Genomic DNA, 19865 nt, shown 5'->3' with positions numbered 1-19865 from the left:
GGCGATTAAACTGAGACATTGGCGCGGTTTGCGACAGGACCAGCCCTCGCCAGGATGAGGGCCAGCCCAAGTCTCCGCTTCAATATTCCTGCTCGTAGAAGATGCCGCCCTTGGCTTCGCCGGCGTCCGTCGCCTCGCCGCGCAGTTTGACGCCGCGCCCGACGTTGAGGTCGATCGTGGCCTTGCCGGAGCCCGGCTTGTCGCCTTTCTGGATCGTCACATAGGTGCGGTCGTTGAGGTACTTGCCGGCAGAAACCGCCGTGCCGCCCTTTTCGTCGGTGGTGACATCGAGATCGTCGACGCCGATCGCGTTGCGCAGGTTTTCCAGCAGCGACGTCGAGCCGCCGACACCGGCGAGTTGCCCGGCGGCTTCGGCCAGTTGCGCGATCTGCAGCGGCGACAGGTTCGACATGGACCGCCCGAAGATCAGTTGCGCCAGCACCTCGTCCTCGGGCAGCGCCGGCACCGAGGTGAAGGTGAATTTCGGATTGGTCGCCTCGCCCGACACCACGATGGTGACGGTTGCGCTGCTCGTGGTCGTTGTCGCGGTCAGGTTGAGATAGGGCACCAGCGAGCCAGAAAAGCCGACCGTGCCCTCGGTGAAGGTCAGCCGCTTGCCGAGAATCGACAGCCGCCCACGTTGCAGCGTGAAAGTGCCGACCGCTTGCGGCGATGAGGCCGGACCGGTCAGCCTGAGCGAGCCGCCGAGTTCGGCGTCCACGCCCCTGCCCTGGATGAAGATCTGGTTCGGCGCGTTGACGGTGACATCCAGCACAAGGCCGCTGCCACCCGTCTTGCCGCTGGTCGTGGCCGGGCGCAGTGCTTTGTCCTGCGCCCTGACCGCGCCGGGCGCGTTCTTGTGTTTGACATCGAGCGCCGAAAGCGAACCCGGCAATTTGTCCGGAACGGTGATCACGGTCTTGGCAAGGTTGACGGTGCCGGCAATCACCGGCGCCGACGTCAGCGGTCCTTTGATCGTCAGGTCGCCGCCAAGATTGGCGGTGACCACCCGCCCATCGGTGTAGCGGCCGTCGGTGAGTTTGATCGACAGATCGGCCGGGAACCCCTGCGCCGGATTGATACCGACCGTGCCGCTGGCCGACAGGCTGCCGCGCGTCGACAGCGTCCCGGTCAGCCGGTTGATCCTGGCGACGCCATTGCCGATGGAAATTTCGGCTGCGATGTCGTTGACCGCAAGCCCGGAACGCGCGTCGAGCAGGCGGGCGCCCGACGTGCTGACGCTGCCGCCGATGACCGGCGATGTCGCGGGACCGCGTACCTGCACATTGACACTCGCGGTCCCCGTCAGCGACAGGCCTTGCGCGGCGAGCTTCTGACTGAGGATGCCGAACGGCACGGCGCCATTGAAGTCGAGCGCGAGCGCCGGCGTGCCTGATGTCGTCACCGTGCCGCCCCCCTTGAGACCAAGGCCGGCCCCATCGCTGACATTGGCGTTGAAGGTCAGCTTGTTGCCGGCAAAGGTGCCGGAGGAAGAGACACTCACCGCACCGACCCCCGCGCCGCGGGTCCGCGAAGTCTGCACGCCGGCAGCGTCGAGGTTGAACGCCACACTGGGGCTGGCTGGTGCCCCGGTGACCTTCACCGTGCCCGAAATCGAACCGGCGGCATCGAGACCCCGCGAAAAACTGTTGGCAAGCGAGATCGGCACCCGCGCCAGCGCCGCGTTGATGTCGAGCGCCTGCCCGATCTTGCCGGTCACCGTCGCCGTGCCGCCGCCCAGGTTGAGCACCAGCCTGTCCAGCGTCGTCGTGCCATTGGCGATGGTGACGGTCGAAGCCTGCGCGATGGCAGCCTTTATGCCTTGGACGGTCGCCTCGCCGGAAGCAAGCTCTATGGTCGTCGTGCCGTTTGCCGCCTTCACGCGGCCCGCGGCCCTCGCCGGAATTCCTTTCACCGTCGCGCCGCCGGAAAAGCCGGTCCAGTCGCCGTCACGCTTCAGGTCGACATCGATGCCGCTGATCACCGTGCCGCCCGACGTGACGGTGTCGGCATGGATTTTTCCGGAGATGACCGGAGCGGCGAGGTAATTGGCGATCAATGCGTCGATCGACACGGCCTTCGCCTGAAGATCGCCGCGCGTGACCGAGGCGGTCGTAGCCTTGATGGCGACCTGCGGTGCGGCACCGTTCTTCGAGAACGCAATCGTGCCGCGCACATCACCTTCCGCTTTTTCCAGCGCCAGTGCGGCAAGCGGTCCTATATCGGGCAGGTCGAGAGAGATCGTGCCTTCGGGTATGAACTTGTCGTCCAGCGCCAGGTCGCCGGAAATCCTGTTTTGGCCCAGCGACAAAAGCAGGCCATTGATGGCGCTCTTGCCGTCCGCGGTCGCCAGCACCGCACTGCCTTGCAAGGGTTGGCCCGCGACATTGCCTGTCAGCTGCACATTGGCCGCCGGCTTGGCCGCGTCGGCTTTGCCGGTGGCGGTTAGTCTGAGCCCGGTGATCTCGCGCGACGCCACCGAAAGCTTGTCGCTGTCGACGGTCAGCGACAGATCCGGCGCGGTCGCCGGGCCCTGCGCATTCAGCGCAAAGGCGATAGCGCCTTTGGCATCCTTCGACAGCAGCGAAACATCGCCCAGCACGCCCTTGATGTCGGCGGCCAGCGTATTGTCGGCAAGGCTCGCCTGCCCCTGTGCGGTCAGCGCGCCGGAGGCCAGCGTCAATCCGCCTATGGCGATATTACCGTTGGGTTCGCGCTTCAGCATGGCGCTCAACTGCGCCCGTTCGCCAAGCATGCCGCGTGCTGCGGCCGGCAGGGCCGACGATGGAGCATCCGCCTTCAGCTTGAGGTCGATGGCGCCGTCACGCAGCGACACCAGGCCGGCGACCTCGCTGTTGAGCGCGTCGCTTTTGAGCGAGCCGCTGTCGATGGCGACAGCGTCGGCTGACAGGCGCCCGCTGAGCGCGGCCGTGACCTTGCCGGCGATCAGCGGCGCGATCGTGGGATTGTCGAGCCCAACCCTATCCACCGAAACTGTGCCCGAAACCGGCCCGGCGCGGTTCTTCAGATCGAACGCATCCGAGTGCAATACCAGGCTCAGCCCGTCCACCTTCGCCGGTCTCGTGGCGATCGAGGGCAGGATCGCGGACATATCCAATCGGGCCCGCGTGCTCTCGCCCGCCACCTTTGCCGACAGCGACCGGACCTCGATCTTGATGGGACTCTCGGCGCTTCCGATCGTGAGCGGCAGACTTGGACCGGATGAGACGAGGTCAAGGGCGAAATCGCTGGCGCCGTTCGGATTGATCGTGCCGGCGGCTTGACCGGAAACCTTGTCACCGGAGAGCGTCGCGTGGTCGAGGACAACGCCGCCGGCCATGGTGTAGCTGCCGGCCGCGTCGACTGCGAGCTGCCCAAGCCCGGTCTGGCGGGTTTGGCTTGTTTCGACACCGGCCAGTTGCACATTGAACCGGACGTCCGGAGCCGACGGCGAGCCCGTTACCTCAGCGCTGCCATCAAGCGTTCCAGCGGCATCGAGGCCGGGCGAAAAGCCGTTGGCAAGGGCAGCCGGCAAGGCGGAGACCTTTGCCGCGAGATCGAGCGTCTGGCCGGCGGTACCGGACAGCGCCACCGAGCCGCCGCCGACATCGAGCGCTAATTTTTCGATGCTGGTGGTGCCATCGGCGATACTGAGCATAGATGGCTCGGCAATTGCCGCCTTGATGCCGCGAATCGTAGCCTCGCCCGAGGCGATCTCGACGCTGGTGACGCCATCGGCGATCTTCAGGCGCCCCGCCGCCTTCGCTGGAATGCCGGATACCGTGGCGCCGCCGGCAAAATTCGTCCAGTCTCCGTCGCGCTTCAGATCGACGATGATGCCGCCGACTTGGGTGGTCCCTGACGTCACAGCATCGGCCTTGATCGAGCCTGAAATCGCCGGCGCCTTGAGATAGTTGGCAATCAGGGCATTGACGGCGATTGTGCTGGCCGTCACCTCGCCTCGCGCAATCGACGTGCTCTTCGCGTCAATGGCAACGGAGGGCGCGTCGCCACTCTTGGCAAAGCGGATGGTGCCGTTGATGTCGCCGGTCACCGCCTGGCCGGCCAGCGCCGCAAGCTGATCGATTGCAGGCGCAGAAAGAATGAGCGTGCCCAGCGGCATGAACTTGTCATCCAGTGCCAGATCGCCCGACACCTTGTTGTCACCCAGCGACACCGCAAAGCCATTGATCGAGCGCTTGCCTTCGCTCGTCACCAGCGCCGCCTTGATGTCGAGCGGCTGGTCGTTGACGGCGCCTGTCAGCGAGACATTGGCGGAAGGGTTAGCAATGTCGGCCTTGCCGCTCGCGGTCAGCTTGATCGCCTTCACCGTGCGGCCCGAGGCCGTCAGGCTATCGCTGTCGGCGGAAACCGTGAAATCCGGCGCGGTCATGGCGCCGCTTGCCGACAGGGCGAAATCGACACCGCCCTCGACCGGGACGCCGACCGTCGGCGACAGCACCGAAACATCACCCAGCCGGCCTTTGATATCGGCCAGGATGTCGGTACCTTGCATGCTGGCGGTACCGCTGGCGCTGAGCGAACCGGACGTGAGTTCGATCGAGTTGGCGGCGAACGAGCCCTGCGGATCGCGCGACGCTGTGGCCGAGAACTTCACCCGCCCGCCGAGCACCGAGGCGATCTGCTGCGGGAAGGCGGTCGCCACGGCATCGGCATTCATCTTGAGCTGCATCGACAGGTCGGCGAGCGCCACGGTCGCCGTCAGCGAGGCATTGAGCGCATCGGACCGGAGCGTGCCCTGATCGATGACAATGGCGTCCTTGCTGAGGGAACCAGCCAGGCCGACATCGACCTTGCCAGTGACCAGCGGCGCCAGCGTCGCGACGTCGGTTTTCAGGCCACCGGCCCCAAGCTTGACGGTAACCGGCCCGGTGCGGTTCTGGATGTCGAAACCGTCGGAGTGTATCTGCGCCGCCAGGTCGTCTAGCCGCGTGCCGCCGACGACGATCGAAACGAAGGAGGCGCCGATATCGACGACCGGCGCCTTGCCGTCGCCGAACGCCCGGGCGGTGGCATTCTTGATCGCCAGCGTGATCGGCTGCGCCTTGCTGCCGACGCTAACCACCACGGGTGGCCCCTTGGCGGCGAGTTCGACCGAAAGATCGCTGGCTCCGGCGGGATCGACGATACCGGTCGCGGTGCCGTGCACGGCATCACTGTCGATGTTGGCCCGGTCGACACTGATCCCGCCCGCCGTCGTGGCAGTGCCCGCCATATCGAAGCTGGTCTTACCGGCAAACAATGGTTTCAGGTTCTCCGGCAGGAAGCGGGCGAAATCGCCGTCGCCCTTGGCTTCGAGATAGTTACCCTTGTCGGTGAGCTGATGGCGGCCGGTGAGCTGGGTTACGATCCGATGATCGACAAGGAAGGTACCGACGCCACTCCAGTTGGCCAGCGGCCCGGTGCCCGAGACGACGATGTCGATCGGCGGCGTGTCCGGCAGATTGAGCAGATTGGCGATGATGCCGCCGGCCGGTTCCGACGCCTTGAGGTTGAGGTCGAGCTTGTTGTCCGCTGGCGCGAAATGGATCTGCGCGTCGACATTGCCCTGTTTGCCGTCATGGCGGGTAATGTTGAGCACCGTCTCGACCGACAGCGGTGCGGCGTCGGCCTTCACCGAGGCCTTGGCGGCGAGTTCGGCGATGCCGCTGCCGGCCAGTTGTTGGCCGAGCGCGACTTCCGGCAAGTCGATCTGCTTGATATCAATGGAAACCGGCAGCGTCGTCGCGCCGCCTTGCGCCGGCTGCTGCGTGCCGGCCACCGGCAGACGCGCAAGTTCGATGCGCTCCGCCGCGATGCGGTCGGCGCTGAAGTTTTTGGACAACAGTGCCAGCGGCGACCAGTCGATGGCCACCTTGCGCGCCACCAGCCAGGCGCCCTCGCGGTCCTCCAGCACGACATGGTCGACACTGAGCGCGCCCGACCAGATACCGTCGATGCCGCTGACGGTGACCTTACGCTCGTCGCTCGAGGCCAGGCGCGAAATGATGCCGGCGAGATTGTCGCGTCCACGCTCGGTCTTGGTCAGCACGAAAAGCGCGCCGATGGCGCCTGCTACCACGATCAGCAGCGTGTAGAGAAAAATGCGAAGGATGCGCCAGACCGTCTTCATGTTCAAAACGCTTGGCCAATGCCGGCATAGATGCCGAAATGAGGGTCGCCTGGGTCGCGGTTGAGCGGCACGGCGGCGTCGATACGCAGCGGCCCGAATGGCGTCACATAGCGCAAGCCGACACCGGCGCCCACCTTGACGTCGGAAAAATCGGGGAACGACTTCGTCGATACCGTGCCGGCATCGACGAACGGTACGATGCCGATCGTGTCGGTGATGGCGATACGCATCTCAACCGAGGTCTCGAAGAAGGACAGGCCGCCGATCGGCTGGCCGGTGAAATCCTTGGGGCCGATGCCTTGATAGGCATAGCCGCGCACCGAGCCGCCGCCGCCGGAATAGAAACGCCGGTCAGCAGGCACGTTCTGCAGGCTGGTGCCGACGATCGAGCCAAGTGCGACACGTTCCGCCAGCACGAATTTCGAAGCGGTATCCAGCGACTGATAGGCCGATCCCTCGCCCTTCAGCTTGAGGAAGGCGGCACCGCTCAATATGTCGTAGCTCGGCTCGGCATAGGCCAGCAACCTGAAGCCCTTGGTCGGGTTCAGCCTGACGTCCCTGTTGTCATAGACATATTGCAGCGGGATGCTGGCGATCAGGTATTTATGTTTGCCAAAGGAATCGTGGATGCGTGAATAGTCGAGCGCGACCTCGGCCGACACGGTTTGGTTCTTGGTCAGTTCATAGGACAGGCCGGTGTTGCCCTTGACCGAGAAATGGTCGTAGGCGTCGGGATGTTCGAGCACGGTCTTGATGCCGGCGAAGAATTTAGATGCCGGCCCGATCACGCCGGGTTTCTCGAACATGATGCCGGCATTGTAGTTCAATTCGGACAGGTCATTGCTGCCGATGCCGCTGATGGCTCCGTCGATGCGCAGCTTCTCGGCCCGGCCGAACAGGTTGCGATGGCCCCAATACCCCTCCAGCCCCAGCCCTTCCGTATTCGAGAAGGTGCCGCCCAGCCCGAAATAACGCGGCTTGCGCTCGCTGACCTGGACGCCGATCGGAATGTTGCCCTCGGCATCGAGCTTGTCGGCCTCCTTGAAAGTCACGCTGTTGAAGACCTCGAGCGCCAGCAGCCTGTCGCGCGCATCGTCGATCTCCTGAGGCGAGTACTGCCGGCCACGTTTCAGCCCGGTCATGTATTCGGTGAAGTCGCGGTCGACCTTCTCGGTGCCTTCCACCGTGGTCGCGCCATAGCCGGCGACTGGCCCGGCAGCAACCGTCAGCGTCACGTCGAGGGTCGACGTGTCATGGTCGGCGACGATGTGCCTGCTGGTCACCTCGGCCAGCGGCCTGCCCTGCTCCTTCAGCGTGCGCACGATCAGCGCCTCGGCCTTGAGCACCGCGCCAGACCCAGCGTCGCCGCCTGATATCAGGCCGTAATCGGCGCTCATCAGTCCAGCGGCGTCACCCTCCAGCCGGATATCGCCGAGGGTGAATTTGGGACCCGCGGCGATGTTGACGGCCACGGGAATGGGCTGCGGACCCTTGAATTCGGCGTCCGGCGGCAATTCGTCCAGCGGCTTGCCCTCGATGGTGATGGTGACGACGCCTTCGTAGCGGGCATCGGCGTAGAGCGCCGCCACAAGCTGTTCTCGATCGCTACGCGCCTTGGCCATCAGACCGAGCGAGCCGGAGACGGGATGGTCTTCGTCGCTCTTCAGCGCCGAGGCGTTTTCGAGCTTTTTTACCAGGTCCTTGTCGGCGTCGGGCGCGGAGATGGTCACGGCGTAGCGCATCGGATCGACGATGTCGGCATTCTCGTCGCTCGATGAGCCCCACAGCTTGATGCCGAAGATTTCGAAGGCGGCCGCCGGTCCCAGTCCGGCGATCAGGGAGCAGCAGATCACGGCCAGAAGCAGCGCGCGCGAAAGCACGCGCTTTGGCTCGGTACCCCCTGACATCTGCCTTTCATACGCCGGCATTAAGACAACCTACTTTACAAACCTAAAATTGGAATGAAGTTCTGAAGCGCTCGTAAAGGGGCCACAATCCAATTGTCTGAAATAGGACGGGCTTGGAATTCACACCTTTTGCGTTGCCGCAAGAATGCGTGATCCCCTGTCCTATGGAGGTACTACCGGCTGTTGGCCGGAAAGGAAACCGTTGGCAGGCGGAACCCTGCCGCGTCCTCATGTTGACAAGCCTGAGTGAAGCTTGAACATGCCCGGACGTCTGCAAATTGTCTGGAGGGTGTTATGGCAATGCGCGCGGCTCGTCGTCTGTCTTTCCTGATCCTTCTCTTCTTCGCCTGGGCCAATGTCTTGGCCTGGGGTAACGTCGCGCAAGCGGCCGAAGCACGGCGAGTCGCAACGACCGACAATTCCGACTATTTCGGTTTCGACCTCCGGTCCGACCAGAACGTCACGCTCGATCAATGCAAGACCACCTGCCTGGGCGATCCCGCCTGCCGCGCCTTCACCTATAACACCAAGGCCAAATGGTGCTTCCTCAAATCCGATTATAACCAGTTGAAGCCCTTCAACGGCGCGGTCGCGGGCAAGGTCGTCAATATCGACGGCGACCCCGACATCGGCGCGCCGCCGGAACTCGCCTTCTTCCCCAACTGGATGGCTGACCAGGCCCAGCAATACCGTAACCGGCTGCTCGGCCCGACCTATGACAGGCCGACCGAGGGCATGGCCGCGCTGACCACGGCGGCCGAGCAGGCGGTGCTCACCGGCGATCATCGCACTGCCGTGCAGAAATACGAGGCCGCGGTCTCTGTCATGCCCGACGATGGCCAGCTCTGGCTCAACCTGGCGCGCGAAACGCTTGCCGTGCAGCCGGCGGCCAACACATCCGAGGCCTCCACCTTGCCGGCAAACGGTACGTCGGCCGCCTTCAATGCCTACAAGCTCCTGCGTACAGCCAGGACGCGGGCGGAGACGCTGGCGCTCATCGGCTCCGGCCTCGACAAGCGCGACCTCTATCGCCCCGCCCTGCAGGCCTATGAAGCCAGCCTTGCCCTGGTACCTTCGCCTGCGGTCCAGGCCGACTATTCTGATCTCAAGGCTCGCAAGGGTTTCCGCGTCATCGACCACACCGTCGATGCCGACACCAGCGCCCCGCGCATCTGCGCCCAATTCTCCGAGGAATTGGTCAAGACCGGCGTCGATTACGCACAATTCGTCACCGTCGACAACCAGCCGCCCAAAGGCGTTGAAGCCAAGGACAAGCAGATTTGCGTCGAAGGACTGGAACACGGCCAGCATTATGACGTGACCTTCCGCGCCGGCCTGCCGGCCGCCATCGGCGAAGTGACCGCCGCGCCCGTCGTGCTGTCGATCTATGTGCAGGACCGTGCGCCTTCGGCCCGCTTCACCGGCGACAGCTTCGTGCTGCCGGCCGGCGCGCGCCGCGGCATCCCCGTCGTCACTGTCAACATGAACGCCGCCGAGATGAAGCTCTATCGCATCGGCGACCGCTCGCTGGCCCAGCTTCTGTCCGGCTACCAGTTCCTGCATCAGCTCGACAGCTACGACATCTCAAACATTTCCGAGCAGATGGGCGAGCCGGTCTGGGAAGGCCAGCTCGACATCGCCAACGACCTGAACAAGGAGGTCACCACCTCCTTCCCGGTCGACGAGGCGCTGCCGCGGCGCAAGCCCGGCGTCTATGTGCTGACTGCCCGGGCTGTCAGCGAGAAGAGCGACGACTACAACTCGATGGCCACGCAATGGTTCGTCGTTTCCGACATCGGCCTCTCGACCTATACCGGTCAGGACGGGCTCAATGTCTATGCCCGTTCGCTGGGCAGCGCCAAGCCGATAGCGGGCGCCGAACTGACGCTGGTTGCCCGCAACAACGAGATCCTCGGCACCGCGACTTCGGATGCCGATGGTCATGCCGTGTTCAATCCCGGCCTAACACGCGGCGACGGCGGCATGGTGCCGGCCGTGCTGATGGCCAGGCAGGGCGATAACGACTTTGTCTTCCTCGACATGGCCCGCGCCGGTTTCGACCTGTCCGACCGCGGCGTCACTGGACGCGCAGCGCCGGGCGCGCTCGATGTCTACGCCTGGACCGAGCGCGGCATCTACCGCGCCGGCGAGGAGGTGCATGTTGCGGCTCTTGCCCGTGACGGCGCCGCCAAGGCGGTCGAGAACCTGCCGCTGACCTTCATCTTCTCGCGCCCGGACGGCGTCGAGGATCGCCGCATCGTCAGCGATGGCGCGTCAGCCGGCGGGCACGCCGTCGATCTGCCGCTCCAGCCAAACGCCATGCGCGGCACCTGGTCGGTATCGATCTATACCGATCCCAAGCAACCGGCCGTCGCCAGCCAGATGTTCCTGGTCGAGGATTTCGTGCCGGACCGCATCGAATTCGACATGAAGGCCGACAAGCAGGAGATCGCGCAGGGCGAAACCGCCAACATCACCGTCGACGGCCGCTTTCTCTATGGCGCACCGGCTGCTGGCCTCGCGCTCGAAGGCGAACTGACCCTGTCGACCGCGCGTGACTGGGACCGCTTCAACGGCTATTCCTTTGGCCTTGCCGACGAGCAGTCGTCGGAACCGACCGTCACCCCGTTCACCGATCTTCCGGTGGTCGGCGAGGATGGTAAGGCGACCTTCCCGGTCTCCGTCGAGCAACTGCCGTCGACCACGAAGCTCATCGACGCCAAGGTGACGGTCCGTATGCGTGAGACCGGCGGCCGCGCAATCGAGCGCTCGCTTAATATCGGCATCCGCCCGCAAGGCCACATGATCGGCATCCGGCCGGACTTTGCCGATGATGAAGTGCCGCAGGGCGGCACGGCGAAATTCAGCCTGATCGCCGTCGACCCCGACGGCCAGCGCGAGGCGCTGAAAGGTGCGCAATGGTCGCTGGTCAAGGTCGAGCGCAATTACCAGTGGTACCGCTCCAACAACTCATGGAATTACGAACCCGTCACCTTCACCAAATCGATCGCCAATGGCCAGGTCGACCTTGGCGCCGACGGCGAGGCGACAGTGTCGATCCCGGTCGACTGGGGCCGCTACCGGCTCGAGGTCGAGACGGCGGATCCGGAAGGACCCGCGACCAGCTATGAGTTCGATGGCGGCTGGTATGTCTCCTCCACCACCACCGAAACGCCTGATGGTCTCGAGATCGCGCTCGACAAGGGCAATTATGCCGCCGGCGAAGTGGCCAGGCTCAAGGTCTCGCCGCATTTTGCCGGCGAACTTCTGGTCAACATCGGTTCCGACAAGCTGTTGAAGACCGTCACGGCGTCGGTGCCGGCCGGCGGCGGCACGGTCGACATCCCGGTCGGCGACGACTGGGGCGCCGGCGCCTATGTCACGGCAACCCTGTTCCGGCCTGGCGACGCGCAGGAAAGCCGCATGCCGGCCCGCGCCATCGGCGTGAAATGGCTGAAGGTCGATCCGGGCTCGAAGAAGCTCGCCGTCACCCTTACCCCGCCGGACAAGACCATGCCGCGCCAGCAGCTGTCGATCCCGGTCGCGGTCGCCGGCGTAGAGCCCGGCAGCAACGCCTATGTCACTGTCGCCGCCGTCGATGTCGGCATCCTCAACCTGACCAACTACAAGGCGCCGGATCCTGAGAATTGGTTTTTCGGCCAGCGCATGCTGGGCATGGAAATCCGTGATCTCTACGGCCGCCTGATCGACGGCTCTCTCGGTACTATGGGCAAGCTCAGGACCGGCGGCGACGGCGCCAACATGCAGGCGCAGGGCAGTCCGCCGACCGAAAAGCTGGTCGCCTTCTTCTCCGGCCCGGTGCAGCTCGATGCCGACGGCAAGGCACGCGTCGACTTCGATATTCCGCAGTTCAACGGCACGGTTCGCGTCATGGCCGTCGCCTGGACCAAGGAAGCGGTCGGCCACGCCCAGTCGGACGTGATCGTGCGCGATCCGGTGGTGATCACCGCCGGCCTGCCGCGCTTCCTGGCGCCCGGCGACGCCGCCGTCATGCGGCTCGACATTGCGGACACCGACGGTCCGGCCGGCGACTATGCGCTGTCGATCGACACGACGGGGGACCTCTCGACGGGCGACAAGCCCCTGCCCCAGAAACTGACGCTGGCGCAGGGCAAGCGCCAGACCCTGACCGTGCCGCTGATCGCACAGACGGCAGGCAATGCCTCGCTCACCATCAAGCTAGCGCACGCCGACGGCACCAAGGTCGAGCAGACGCTCTACGTGCCGGTCCGTCCGGCACAACTGCCGGTCACCACCCGCATGGTGGTCGACCTCAAGGGCGATGGCGGCGCGCTGCGCGTCGACAAGGAGCTTTTGGCGGCAAGCCTGCTCGACGGCGCTTCGGTCAGTGTCGGCGTTTCGCAGGCGGCGGCCTTCGATGTGCCTTCGCTCCTGATGACGCTCGACCGCTATCCCTATGGCTGCGCCGAGCAGACCACCAGCCGGGCGATGCCCCTGCTCTATGTCAACGAAATGGCCTCGGGCGTCGGCATGGAGAGCGATCCCGAGCTGCGTGGCCGCATCCAGGACGCGATCTACAAGGTGCTGAGCTACCAGGCTTCGGGCGGCAGCTTCGGCCTGTGGGGCCCGGGCTCCGGCGATCTGTGGCTCGACGCCTATGTCACCGACTTCCTGACCAGGGCGCGCGAGCAGAAATACGACGTGCCGGCGCTCGCCATGAACCAGGCACTGGGCAATCTTCAGAACTCGCTTGGGTACGATCAGGACGTCCAGGACCGCGGCAGCGAGATCGCCTACGCGCTCTATGTGCTCGCCCGCAACAAGAAGGCCTCGATCGGCGATCTGCGCTATTACGCGGACACCCAGCTCGAGGCCTTCACCAGCCCGATGGCTGTCGCCCAGCTGGCGGCGAGCCTGGCGCTCTATGGCGACGCCCAGCGTTCGGAAGCGACCTTCCAGACGGCGCTGCGGCTCGCCAAGTCGAGCACGGACTATGACTATTATCGGTCGGACTATGGCTCGGCGCTGCGGGACGGCGCCGCGATGCTGGCGCTGGCGGCGGAATCAAAACCGGCGCCGACGATCGTGCCGGAATTGATCAAGCTGGTGACCAAACAACGCGCCGAGGTCCGCTGGACCAGCACCCAGGATGAATCCTGGATGCTGCTGGCGGCCCGGGCACTGAAGGAAGGCAATGATTCGATCACGCTTTCCGTCAATGGCGCGCCGCATTCCGGCGGCTATTCCAGCCAGGTCAACGGCAGCGATCTGGCCGACAGCCCGCTCACCATCGCCAACACCGGCAAGACCCCGCTGCAGGCCGTCGTCACCACCGTGGCGTCGCCGGTACAGCCCTTGCCGGCGGGAGGTGACGGCTTCACTATCGAGCGCACCTACTACAAGCTCGACGGCACCGAAGCCAATGTGACGGAGGCAACCCAGAACGAACGCTATGTCGTCGTGCTCAAGGTCAACGAACAGAACAACTGGCCTTCGCGCCTTTTGATTACCGACCTTTTGCCGGCCGGCTTCGAGATCGACAATCCCGGCCTGGTCTCCAGCGCGCAATTGTCGAACTTCTCCTGGCTGGCGCAGACCGACGCCGCGCATCTGGAATTCCGCGACGACCGTTTCGTCGCCGCCTTCAACCCCAGCGACGGCGACCACGACCACAATCTGACGCTCGCCTATGTCGTGCGCGCCGTGACGCCGGGCATCTACGCCCATCCGGCCGCAACGGTGGAGGATATGTACCGGCCGCAATATTCGGCCCGTACCGCCACCGGCATGATGGAGGTCAAGGCGCCGTAAGGTGTCGAGGCGGACATGAACGTGAAGTTTGCGCTGCCCCTCATTGCCCTGCCGGCACCTTCTCCCCGTTTAGTGACGGGGAGAAAGGGGCCTGCACCAAGGCTTTCGCCAATTTTCAACGTTACAGAAAAGGCGCCGACGATTGCGACAGCTCCCTTCTCCCCGCCACTATGCGGGGAGAAGGTGCCGGCAGGCGGATGAGGGGCAGCGCCATGCCCTCAAGAAAATTCCTGCGCCGCGCGGCTATCGCTAGCACCTCCTTGGTGGCTGTTATTGCTGTTTCCGCCGCTACCCTGTGGCAGCTCGACCGCGCCTTCCCGCCTCCGCTTCCTGAAAAGCTTACCGTCTCGACGGAAGTCCAGGACCGCGACGGCCAGCTTTTGCGCGCCTTCGCCACGCCTGACGGCTATTGGCGGCTCGAAACCCGCCTCGACCAGGTCGACAAGCAGTTCGTCGACATGTTGGTCACCTATGAGGACAAGCGCTTCTGGAACCATGAAGGCGTCGATGTGCTGGCGCTTGCCCGCGCCGCCGGCCAGTTCGCCACCAGTGGCCACATCGTGTCCGGCGGCTCGACGCTGTCGATGCAACTCGCCCGCCTGATCGAGCCGCGCGACAGCCGCAGCCTCGGCTCCAAGCTCAAGCAGATGCTGCGCGCCATCCAGATCGAGCGGCGGCTGTCCAAGCACGAGATCCTCGAACGCTATCTGACGCTGGCGCCCTATGGCGGCAATCTCGAAGGCGTGCGCGCCGCTTCGCTCGCCTATTTCGGTAAGGAGCCGAAGCGGCTCACCGTCTCGGAAGCCGCGCTTCTCGTCGCCCTGCCGCAACTGCCGGAAAAGCGCCGGCCCGACCGCAATCTCGCGATCGCGCACGCCGCCCGCGACCGCGTGCTGTCCCGCATGGCCTCGGCTGGCCTGCTTGGCGAACGCGAGGCCGCGCGCGCCGCGCTCGACGATGTGTCTGGCCTGCGCCGTAGCTTGCCGGCGCTCGCCGCGCACGCCGCCTATGCGATGCTGCCCAAGGCGGTTCCCGGCCAGCCGCTCAAGCTGACGATCCGCAAGAGCGTCCAGGAAGGGCTGGAACAGGTAGCGCGCGACGCCGCCGCCAAGCTTGGGGCGCGTCTCTCCGTCGCCATGGTGCTGGCCGATTCCCGCACCGGCGATATTCTAGGCGAAGTCGGCTCGGCCAATTTCTTCGACGCCAGCCGCTCCGGCTGGATCGACATGACCAAGGTCGTGCGTTCGCCCGGCTCGACGCTGAAGCCGTTCATCTACGGTCTTGCCTTCGAACAGGGACTGGTGGCGCAGGAAATGCTGATCGAGGACAGCCCGGCCGATTTCGGCGGCTACCGGCCGAAGAATTTCGATATGGGCTACCAGGGCGACGTCAGCATCCGCGAGGCGCTGCAACTGTCGCTCAACGTGCCGGCGATCCGCGTGCTCGACGCAGTCGGTCCCGCGCGGCTGACGGCCCGATTCCGCCAGGCTGGGGTAAACCCGATCCTGCCGGTCAACGAGGCGCCGGGCCTGGCCATCGGCCTTGGCGGCGTTGGGATTACGCTGCGCGATCTCGTCCAGCTCTATACAGGGCTCGCCAATGGCGGCAAGACGCACACGCTGCATGATGGCACCGAGCCGGCCGATGCCGACCGCACCACCGCGACCATCCTCGACGACCAGGCGAGCTGGCAGATCATCGACATTCTGTCGGGCGTCAAGCCGCCCGAGGGTGCATTGCAGCGCGGCATCGCCTACAAGACCGGCACCTCCTATGGCTACCGTGATGCCTGGTCGGTCGGCTTCGACGGCCGTTACGTGCTGGGCGTCTGGGTCGGCCGGGCCGATGCAGGCGCGGTGCCTGGCCTGTCCGGCTATGTGTCGGCAGCCCCAATTCTGTTCGAGGGCTTTGTCCGCTCGGGTCTCGCCACCGTGCCGCTGCCGGGCAAGCCCCCCGGCGCCTTCACTCCTCGACGTAACGACCTGCCTGTGACGCTTGCCCGCTTCGGCGCCGGGTCCGACGGCCTGGTTCAGGCCTCGACCCCCACAGAGCCCGCGCCGACCATTATCTTTCCGCCCGACGGCGCCCGCGTCGATCTCGCCACCAACTCGGCCGACGCCTCGCCGCTGGTACTGAAGCTGCAAGGCGGGCGCGCGCCGTTCCGCTGGCTGGCCAACGGCAAGCCGCTGACCGGCATCGACCGCCGGCGCACCGCGACATGGCAACCGGACGGCACCGGCTACTCGACCTTGACCGTAATCGATGCGGCGGGACGCGCGGCAAGTGTGAAGGTGTTTGTTGAATAAGATTGCGCAAGCGATTCAGGGGATTGCGCTTCTTCGCCTGAGGTACGGCGCCTCGCGACAATACTCGCGACGCTAGTTCCTTTACCCGCAATCTCCTCCCAGCCCGCGCCGACGCCCTGCCCGCCGACTTCGTCCGCGTTGCCGGCCCCTTGATCCGCCAGGATATCCGTTACGCCGGAACGGACAATTTTCCTGTACCGCAAGCGAAGCGACGGCAAACCGCAAGCTGCTGCTCGGCGCGATGCACTCGGCCGGATTCAAGAACTATGCACGCGAATGGCGGCACCTTCACGCTGAACCACGATCCCTCCGCCAAGCAGCGCTTCGATTTCCCAGTCCAGCCGGATAGCGTGCCGACCAAATGCCACAGCCTTGCTTCGGCCCCGCTTGTTCCTAGATAGGTCGATGGGGATTCGCCAGCGGACGTTTGAGGGAAAATGTTTCTCCGCACCGCGAAATCAGGTCCAAGATTTTCTCCAAAACGACAAAAAAGGCAACATTTAATGCATCTAAATTCTACCAATTCGGTAGATTTGACGCGGGTTCAACGGAGGCAGAAATGACCAAACCTCGTTTCAGGAGACTGCTCGGCGCACTGGTCGCCACGTCTGTCCAGTTCGGCACGCTCGGTTTCGCGTTCGCCGATACCACCATTCTCAACGTGTCGTACGATCCGACACGCGAGCTCTACAAGGCCTATGACGAGGCCTTCGCCGCTCACTGGAAAGCCGAGACAGGGGAAACGGTCACCATACAGCAGTCGCACGGTGGATCGGGCGCACAGGCCCGGGCCGTGATCGACGGCCTCGACGCCGACGTGGTGACGCTGGCGCTCGAAGGCGATATCAACGCCATCGTCTCCAAGTCGAAAAAGATCAATCCGGACTGGCGCACGAAATTCGAGAACAATTCGGCACCCTACACCTCGACCATCATCTTCCTCGTCCGCAAAGGAAACCCCAAGGGCATCCACGACTGGAACGACCTGGTCAAGGACGGCGTCCAGGTGATTACGCCCAACCCGAAGACATCGGGCGGCGCACGCTGGAACTATCTCGCCGCCTGGGCTTATGCCAACGCCAATGACGGTGGCGACGAGGCCAAGACGAAGGAGTTCGTCGGCAAGCTCTATGCCAACGCTCCGGTGCTCGATACCGGTGCGCGCGGCTCGACGGTGACCTTCGCGCAAAAGGGCCTGGGCGACGTGCTGATTGCCTGGGAAAACGAGGCCTATCTAGCGCTCGACGAGTTCGGTGCCGAAAATTTCGATATCGTCTATCCACCGATCTCGATCCTGGCCGAGCCGCCGGTCGCTTTGGTCGACGCCAATGTCGATGCCAAGGGCACGCGCAAGGTCGCCGAAGCCTATCTGGGCTGGCTCTATTCCAAGGAAGCGCAGACGATCATCGCCAAGAACCACTATCGTCCGGCCAAGCCCGATCTGGTGCCGGCAGAGGACCTGGCCAAGCTACCGCCGATCAAGCTGGTCACCATCGACGACCCACAATTCGGCGGCTGGAAGAAAGCACAGCCTTACCATTTCGGCGATGGTGGTATATTCGACCAGATCTACAAGCCCCAGTAAGCAGTCGATATTCAGGACGATATGATCACAGCACCCGCTCGGGCGGGTTGGCGGTTTCGACAGCCGAGCGTCATTCCGGGTTTCGGATTGACGCTCGGCTTCTCGCTTGCCTACCTGACCCTCATCATCCTCATTCCGCTGTCGGGGCTGATCTGGCGCTCTGCGGCGCTGGGTTGGACCGATTTCTGGGCGATCGCCACCGACCGGCGCACCATCAACGCGCTCCGCATCAGCTTCGGCACCGCCTTTGTCGCGGCCGCCGTCAATGTCGTGTTCGGCACGCTGGTCGCCTGGGTGCTGGTGCGCTACCGTTTTCCCGGCCGCCGCATCGTCGATGCCATGGTCGACCTGCCCTTCGCGCTGCCGACGGCGGTGGCCGGCATCGCGCTGACCACGCTCTACGCACCCAATGGCTGGATCGGCAAGCTGTTGCTGCCGCTTGGGCTCAAGGTCGCCTACACCCCGCTCGGCATCGTCATCGCGCTGGTCTTCATCGGCCTGCCCTTCGTCGTGCGCACCGTGCAGCCGATCATGGAGGAGATCGACAAGGAGGTGGAGGAGGCCGCCGCCACGCTCGGCGCCAGCCGCTTCCAGATCGTCACCCGGGTGCTGTTCCCGGGCCTGGCGCCGGCCATCGTCACCGGCTTCGCGCTGGCCTTCGCGCGCGGCGTCGGCGAATACGGCTCGGTCATCTTCATCGCCGGCAACCTGCCCTACAAGTCCGAGATCGCGCCGCTTTTGATCGTCATCCGGCTGGAGGAGTACAATTACCCGGCGGCGACCGCCATCGCCGCGATCATGCTGGCCTTGTCGTTCCTGATGCTGCTCATCGTCAACCTGGCGCAGACATGGAGCCGCAAGCGCTATGGCTGATCCGGAGATCAAATCCTACGAGCCGCATCACGACAGCCGCTCGGCGGCGGTGACCGAAAGCCGCCCGGCGCAGGCCGTGCTGATGGCGATCGCCTTCGCCTTCCTCGGCATCTTCCTGCTGTTGCCGCTGATCATCGTCTTCAACGAAGCCTTCGCCAAGGGCGTCGGCGCCTACACCGAAGCGCTCGGCAATACCGACACGCGCTCGGCGATCCGGCTGACGCTGCTGGTGGCGGCGATCTCGGTGCCGCTCAATGTCGTCTTCGGCATCTCGGCCGCCTGGGCGATCGCCAAGTTCGAGTTCAAGGGCAAGGCCTTCCTGACCACGCTGATCGACCTGCCGTTCTCGGTCTCGCCGGTCATCTCGGGCCTGGTCTACGTGCTTCTGTTCGGCGCCCAGGGGCTGCTCGGCGCCTGGCTGAAGGCACATGGCATCGTCATCCTGTTCGCCGTGCCCGGCATTGTGCTGGCCACCATCTTCGTCACCTTCCCCTTCGTGGCCCGCGAGCTGATCCCGCTGATGCAGGAGCAGGGCAATGGCGACGAGGAGGCCGCGCTGTCGCTCGGCGCCAATGGCTGGCAGGCCTTCTGGTATGTGACGCTGCCCAACGTCAAATGGGGGCTGCTTTACGGCGTGCTCTTGTGCAATGCGCGCGCCATGGGCGAGTTCGGCGCGGTCTCGGTGGTGTCGGGCCATATACGCGGCCTGACCAACACCATGCCGCTGCATGTCGAGATCCTCTACAATGAATACAACGCCGTCGGCGCCTTTGCCGTCGCCTCGCTGCTGGCCGGCCTGGCGCTGGTGACGTTGGTCCTGAAGACACTGCTCGAGATGCGTTACGGCGCCGAGATCGCCGCGGCGCGTGGACATTGATGCATGTCGCCCAAAAGTGGAAACCGGTTTTGGGATAACGACATGCATGACCAAGGATTTGATGTCGCCCAAAAGCGGGAACCGATTTGGGATAACGGCATGCAGCCACTACAAAGGGACTGTTGATGGAAGTTCGCGTTGCCAATGTGCGCAAGGAGTTCGAGCGGTTTCCCGCGCTCCATGACGTGTCGCTCGACATCAAGTCGGGCGAGCTGATCGCGTTGCTGGGGCCGTCGGGCTCGGGCAAGACGACGCTGTTGCGGCTGATTGCCGGGCTGGAGCGGCCGACGCGCGGCAAGATCTTCTTCGGCGAGGAGGACGCCTCGCACAAATCGATCCAGGAGCGCAATGTCGGCTTCGTCTTCCAGCACTACGCGCTGTTCCGGCACAT

8 protein-coding genes are annotated in these 19865 nt (G+C 64.6%); 6 read left to right on the top strand and 2 right to left on the bottom strand.

Annotation, left to right across the window (positions count from 1 at the left end; translation table 11 throughout):
* Positions 1 to 79 precede the first annotated feature (79 nt).
* Positions 80 to 6133, bottom strand: a complete 6054-nt coding sequence (locus LB547_RS00045) for a translocation/assembly module TamB domain-containing protein (RefSeq protein ID WP_140761287.1) — start codon at positions 6131 to 6133, stop codon at positions 80 to 82.
* Between the two features lie 2 nt (positions 6134 to 6135).
* Positions 6136 to 8061, bottom strand: a complete 1926-nt coding sequence (locus LB547_RS00040; protein ID WP_140516688.1) for an autotransporter assembly complex protein TamA — start codon at positions 8059 to 8061, stop codon at positions 6136 to 6138.
* A gap of 273 nt (positions 8062 to 8334) precedes the next feature.
* Between LB547_RS00040 and LB547_RS00035 the strand changes: the two genes are divergently transcribed.
* The 6 genes from LB547_RS00035 to LB547_RS00005 all read left to right on the top strand — a co-directional run.
* On the top strand, positions 8335 to 13833 hold the full coding sequence (locus LB547_RS00035) for an alpha-2-macroglobulin family protein (RefSeq protein ID WP_140516690.1): 5499 nt from the start codon (positions 8335 to 8337) through the stop codon (positions 13831 to 13833).
* Positions 13834 to 14045: 212 nt separating this feature from the next.
* Complete coding sequence (pbpC, locus tag LB547_RS00030) at positions 14046 to 16139, top strand: penicillin-binding protein 1C (RefSeq protein ID WP_140761290.1); 2094 nt, start codon at positions 14046 to 14048, stop codon at positions 16137 to 16139.
* A 559-nt stretch (positions 16140 to 16698) separates the two neighbouring features.
* Positions 16699 to 17724, top strand: a complete 1026-nt coding sequence (locus LB547_RS00020; RefSeq protein WP_140672420.1) for a sulfate ABC transporter substrate-binding protein — start codon at positions 16699 to 16701, stop codon at positions 17722 to 17724.
* Between the two features lie 21 nt (positions 17725 to 17745).
* Positions 17746 to 18597: a sulfate ABC transporter permease subunit CysT gene (gene cysT, locus LB547_RS00015; protein WP_224556450.1), complete on the top strand. Its 852-nt coding sequence runs from the start codon at positions 17746 to 17748 to the stop codon at positions 18595 to 18597.
* On the top strand, positions 18590 to 19474 hold the full coding sequence (cysW, locus tag LB547_RS00010) for a sulfate ABC transporter permease subunit CysW (protein WP_140686711.1): 885 nt from the start codon (positions 18590 to 18592) through the stop codon (positions 19472 to 19474). The genes cysT and cysW overlap by 8 nt, the downstream gene beginning before the upstream one ends.
* A gap of 125 nt (positions 19475 to 19599) precedes the next feature.
* A partial coding sequence (locus LB547_RS00005) for an ATP-binding cassette domain-containing protein (RefSeq protein ID WP_140650329.1) occupies positions 19600 to 19865 on the top strand: 266 nt, incomplete at its 3' end.

Origin of the sequence: Mesorhizobium sp. B264B1B (assembly GCF_020165765.1) — a bacterium.
In the GTDB taxonomy this organism is placed as follows: Bacteria; Pseudomonadota; Alphaproteobacteria; order Rhizobiales; family Rhizobiaceae; genus Mesorhizobium.
Note: the sequence above shows the minus strand (reverse complement) of the source record. Positions and strands in the feature narration are given on the sequence as shown.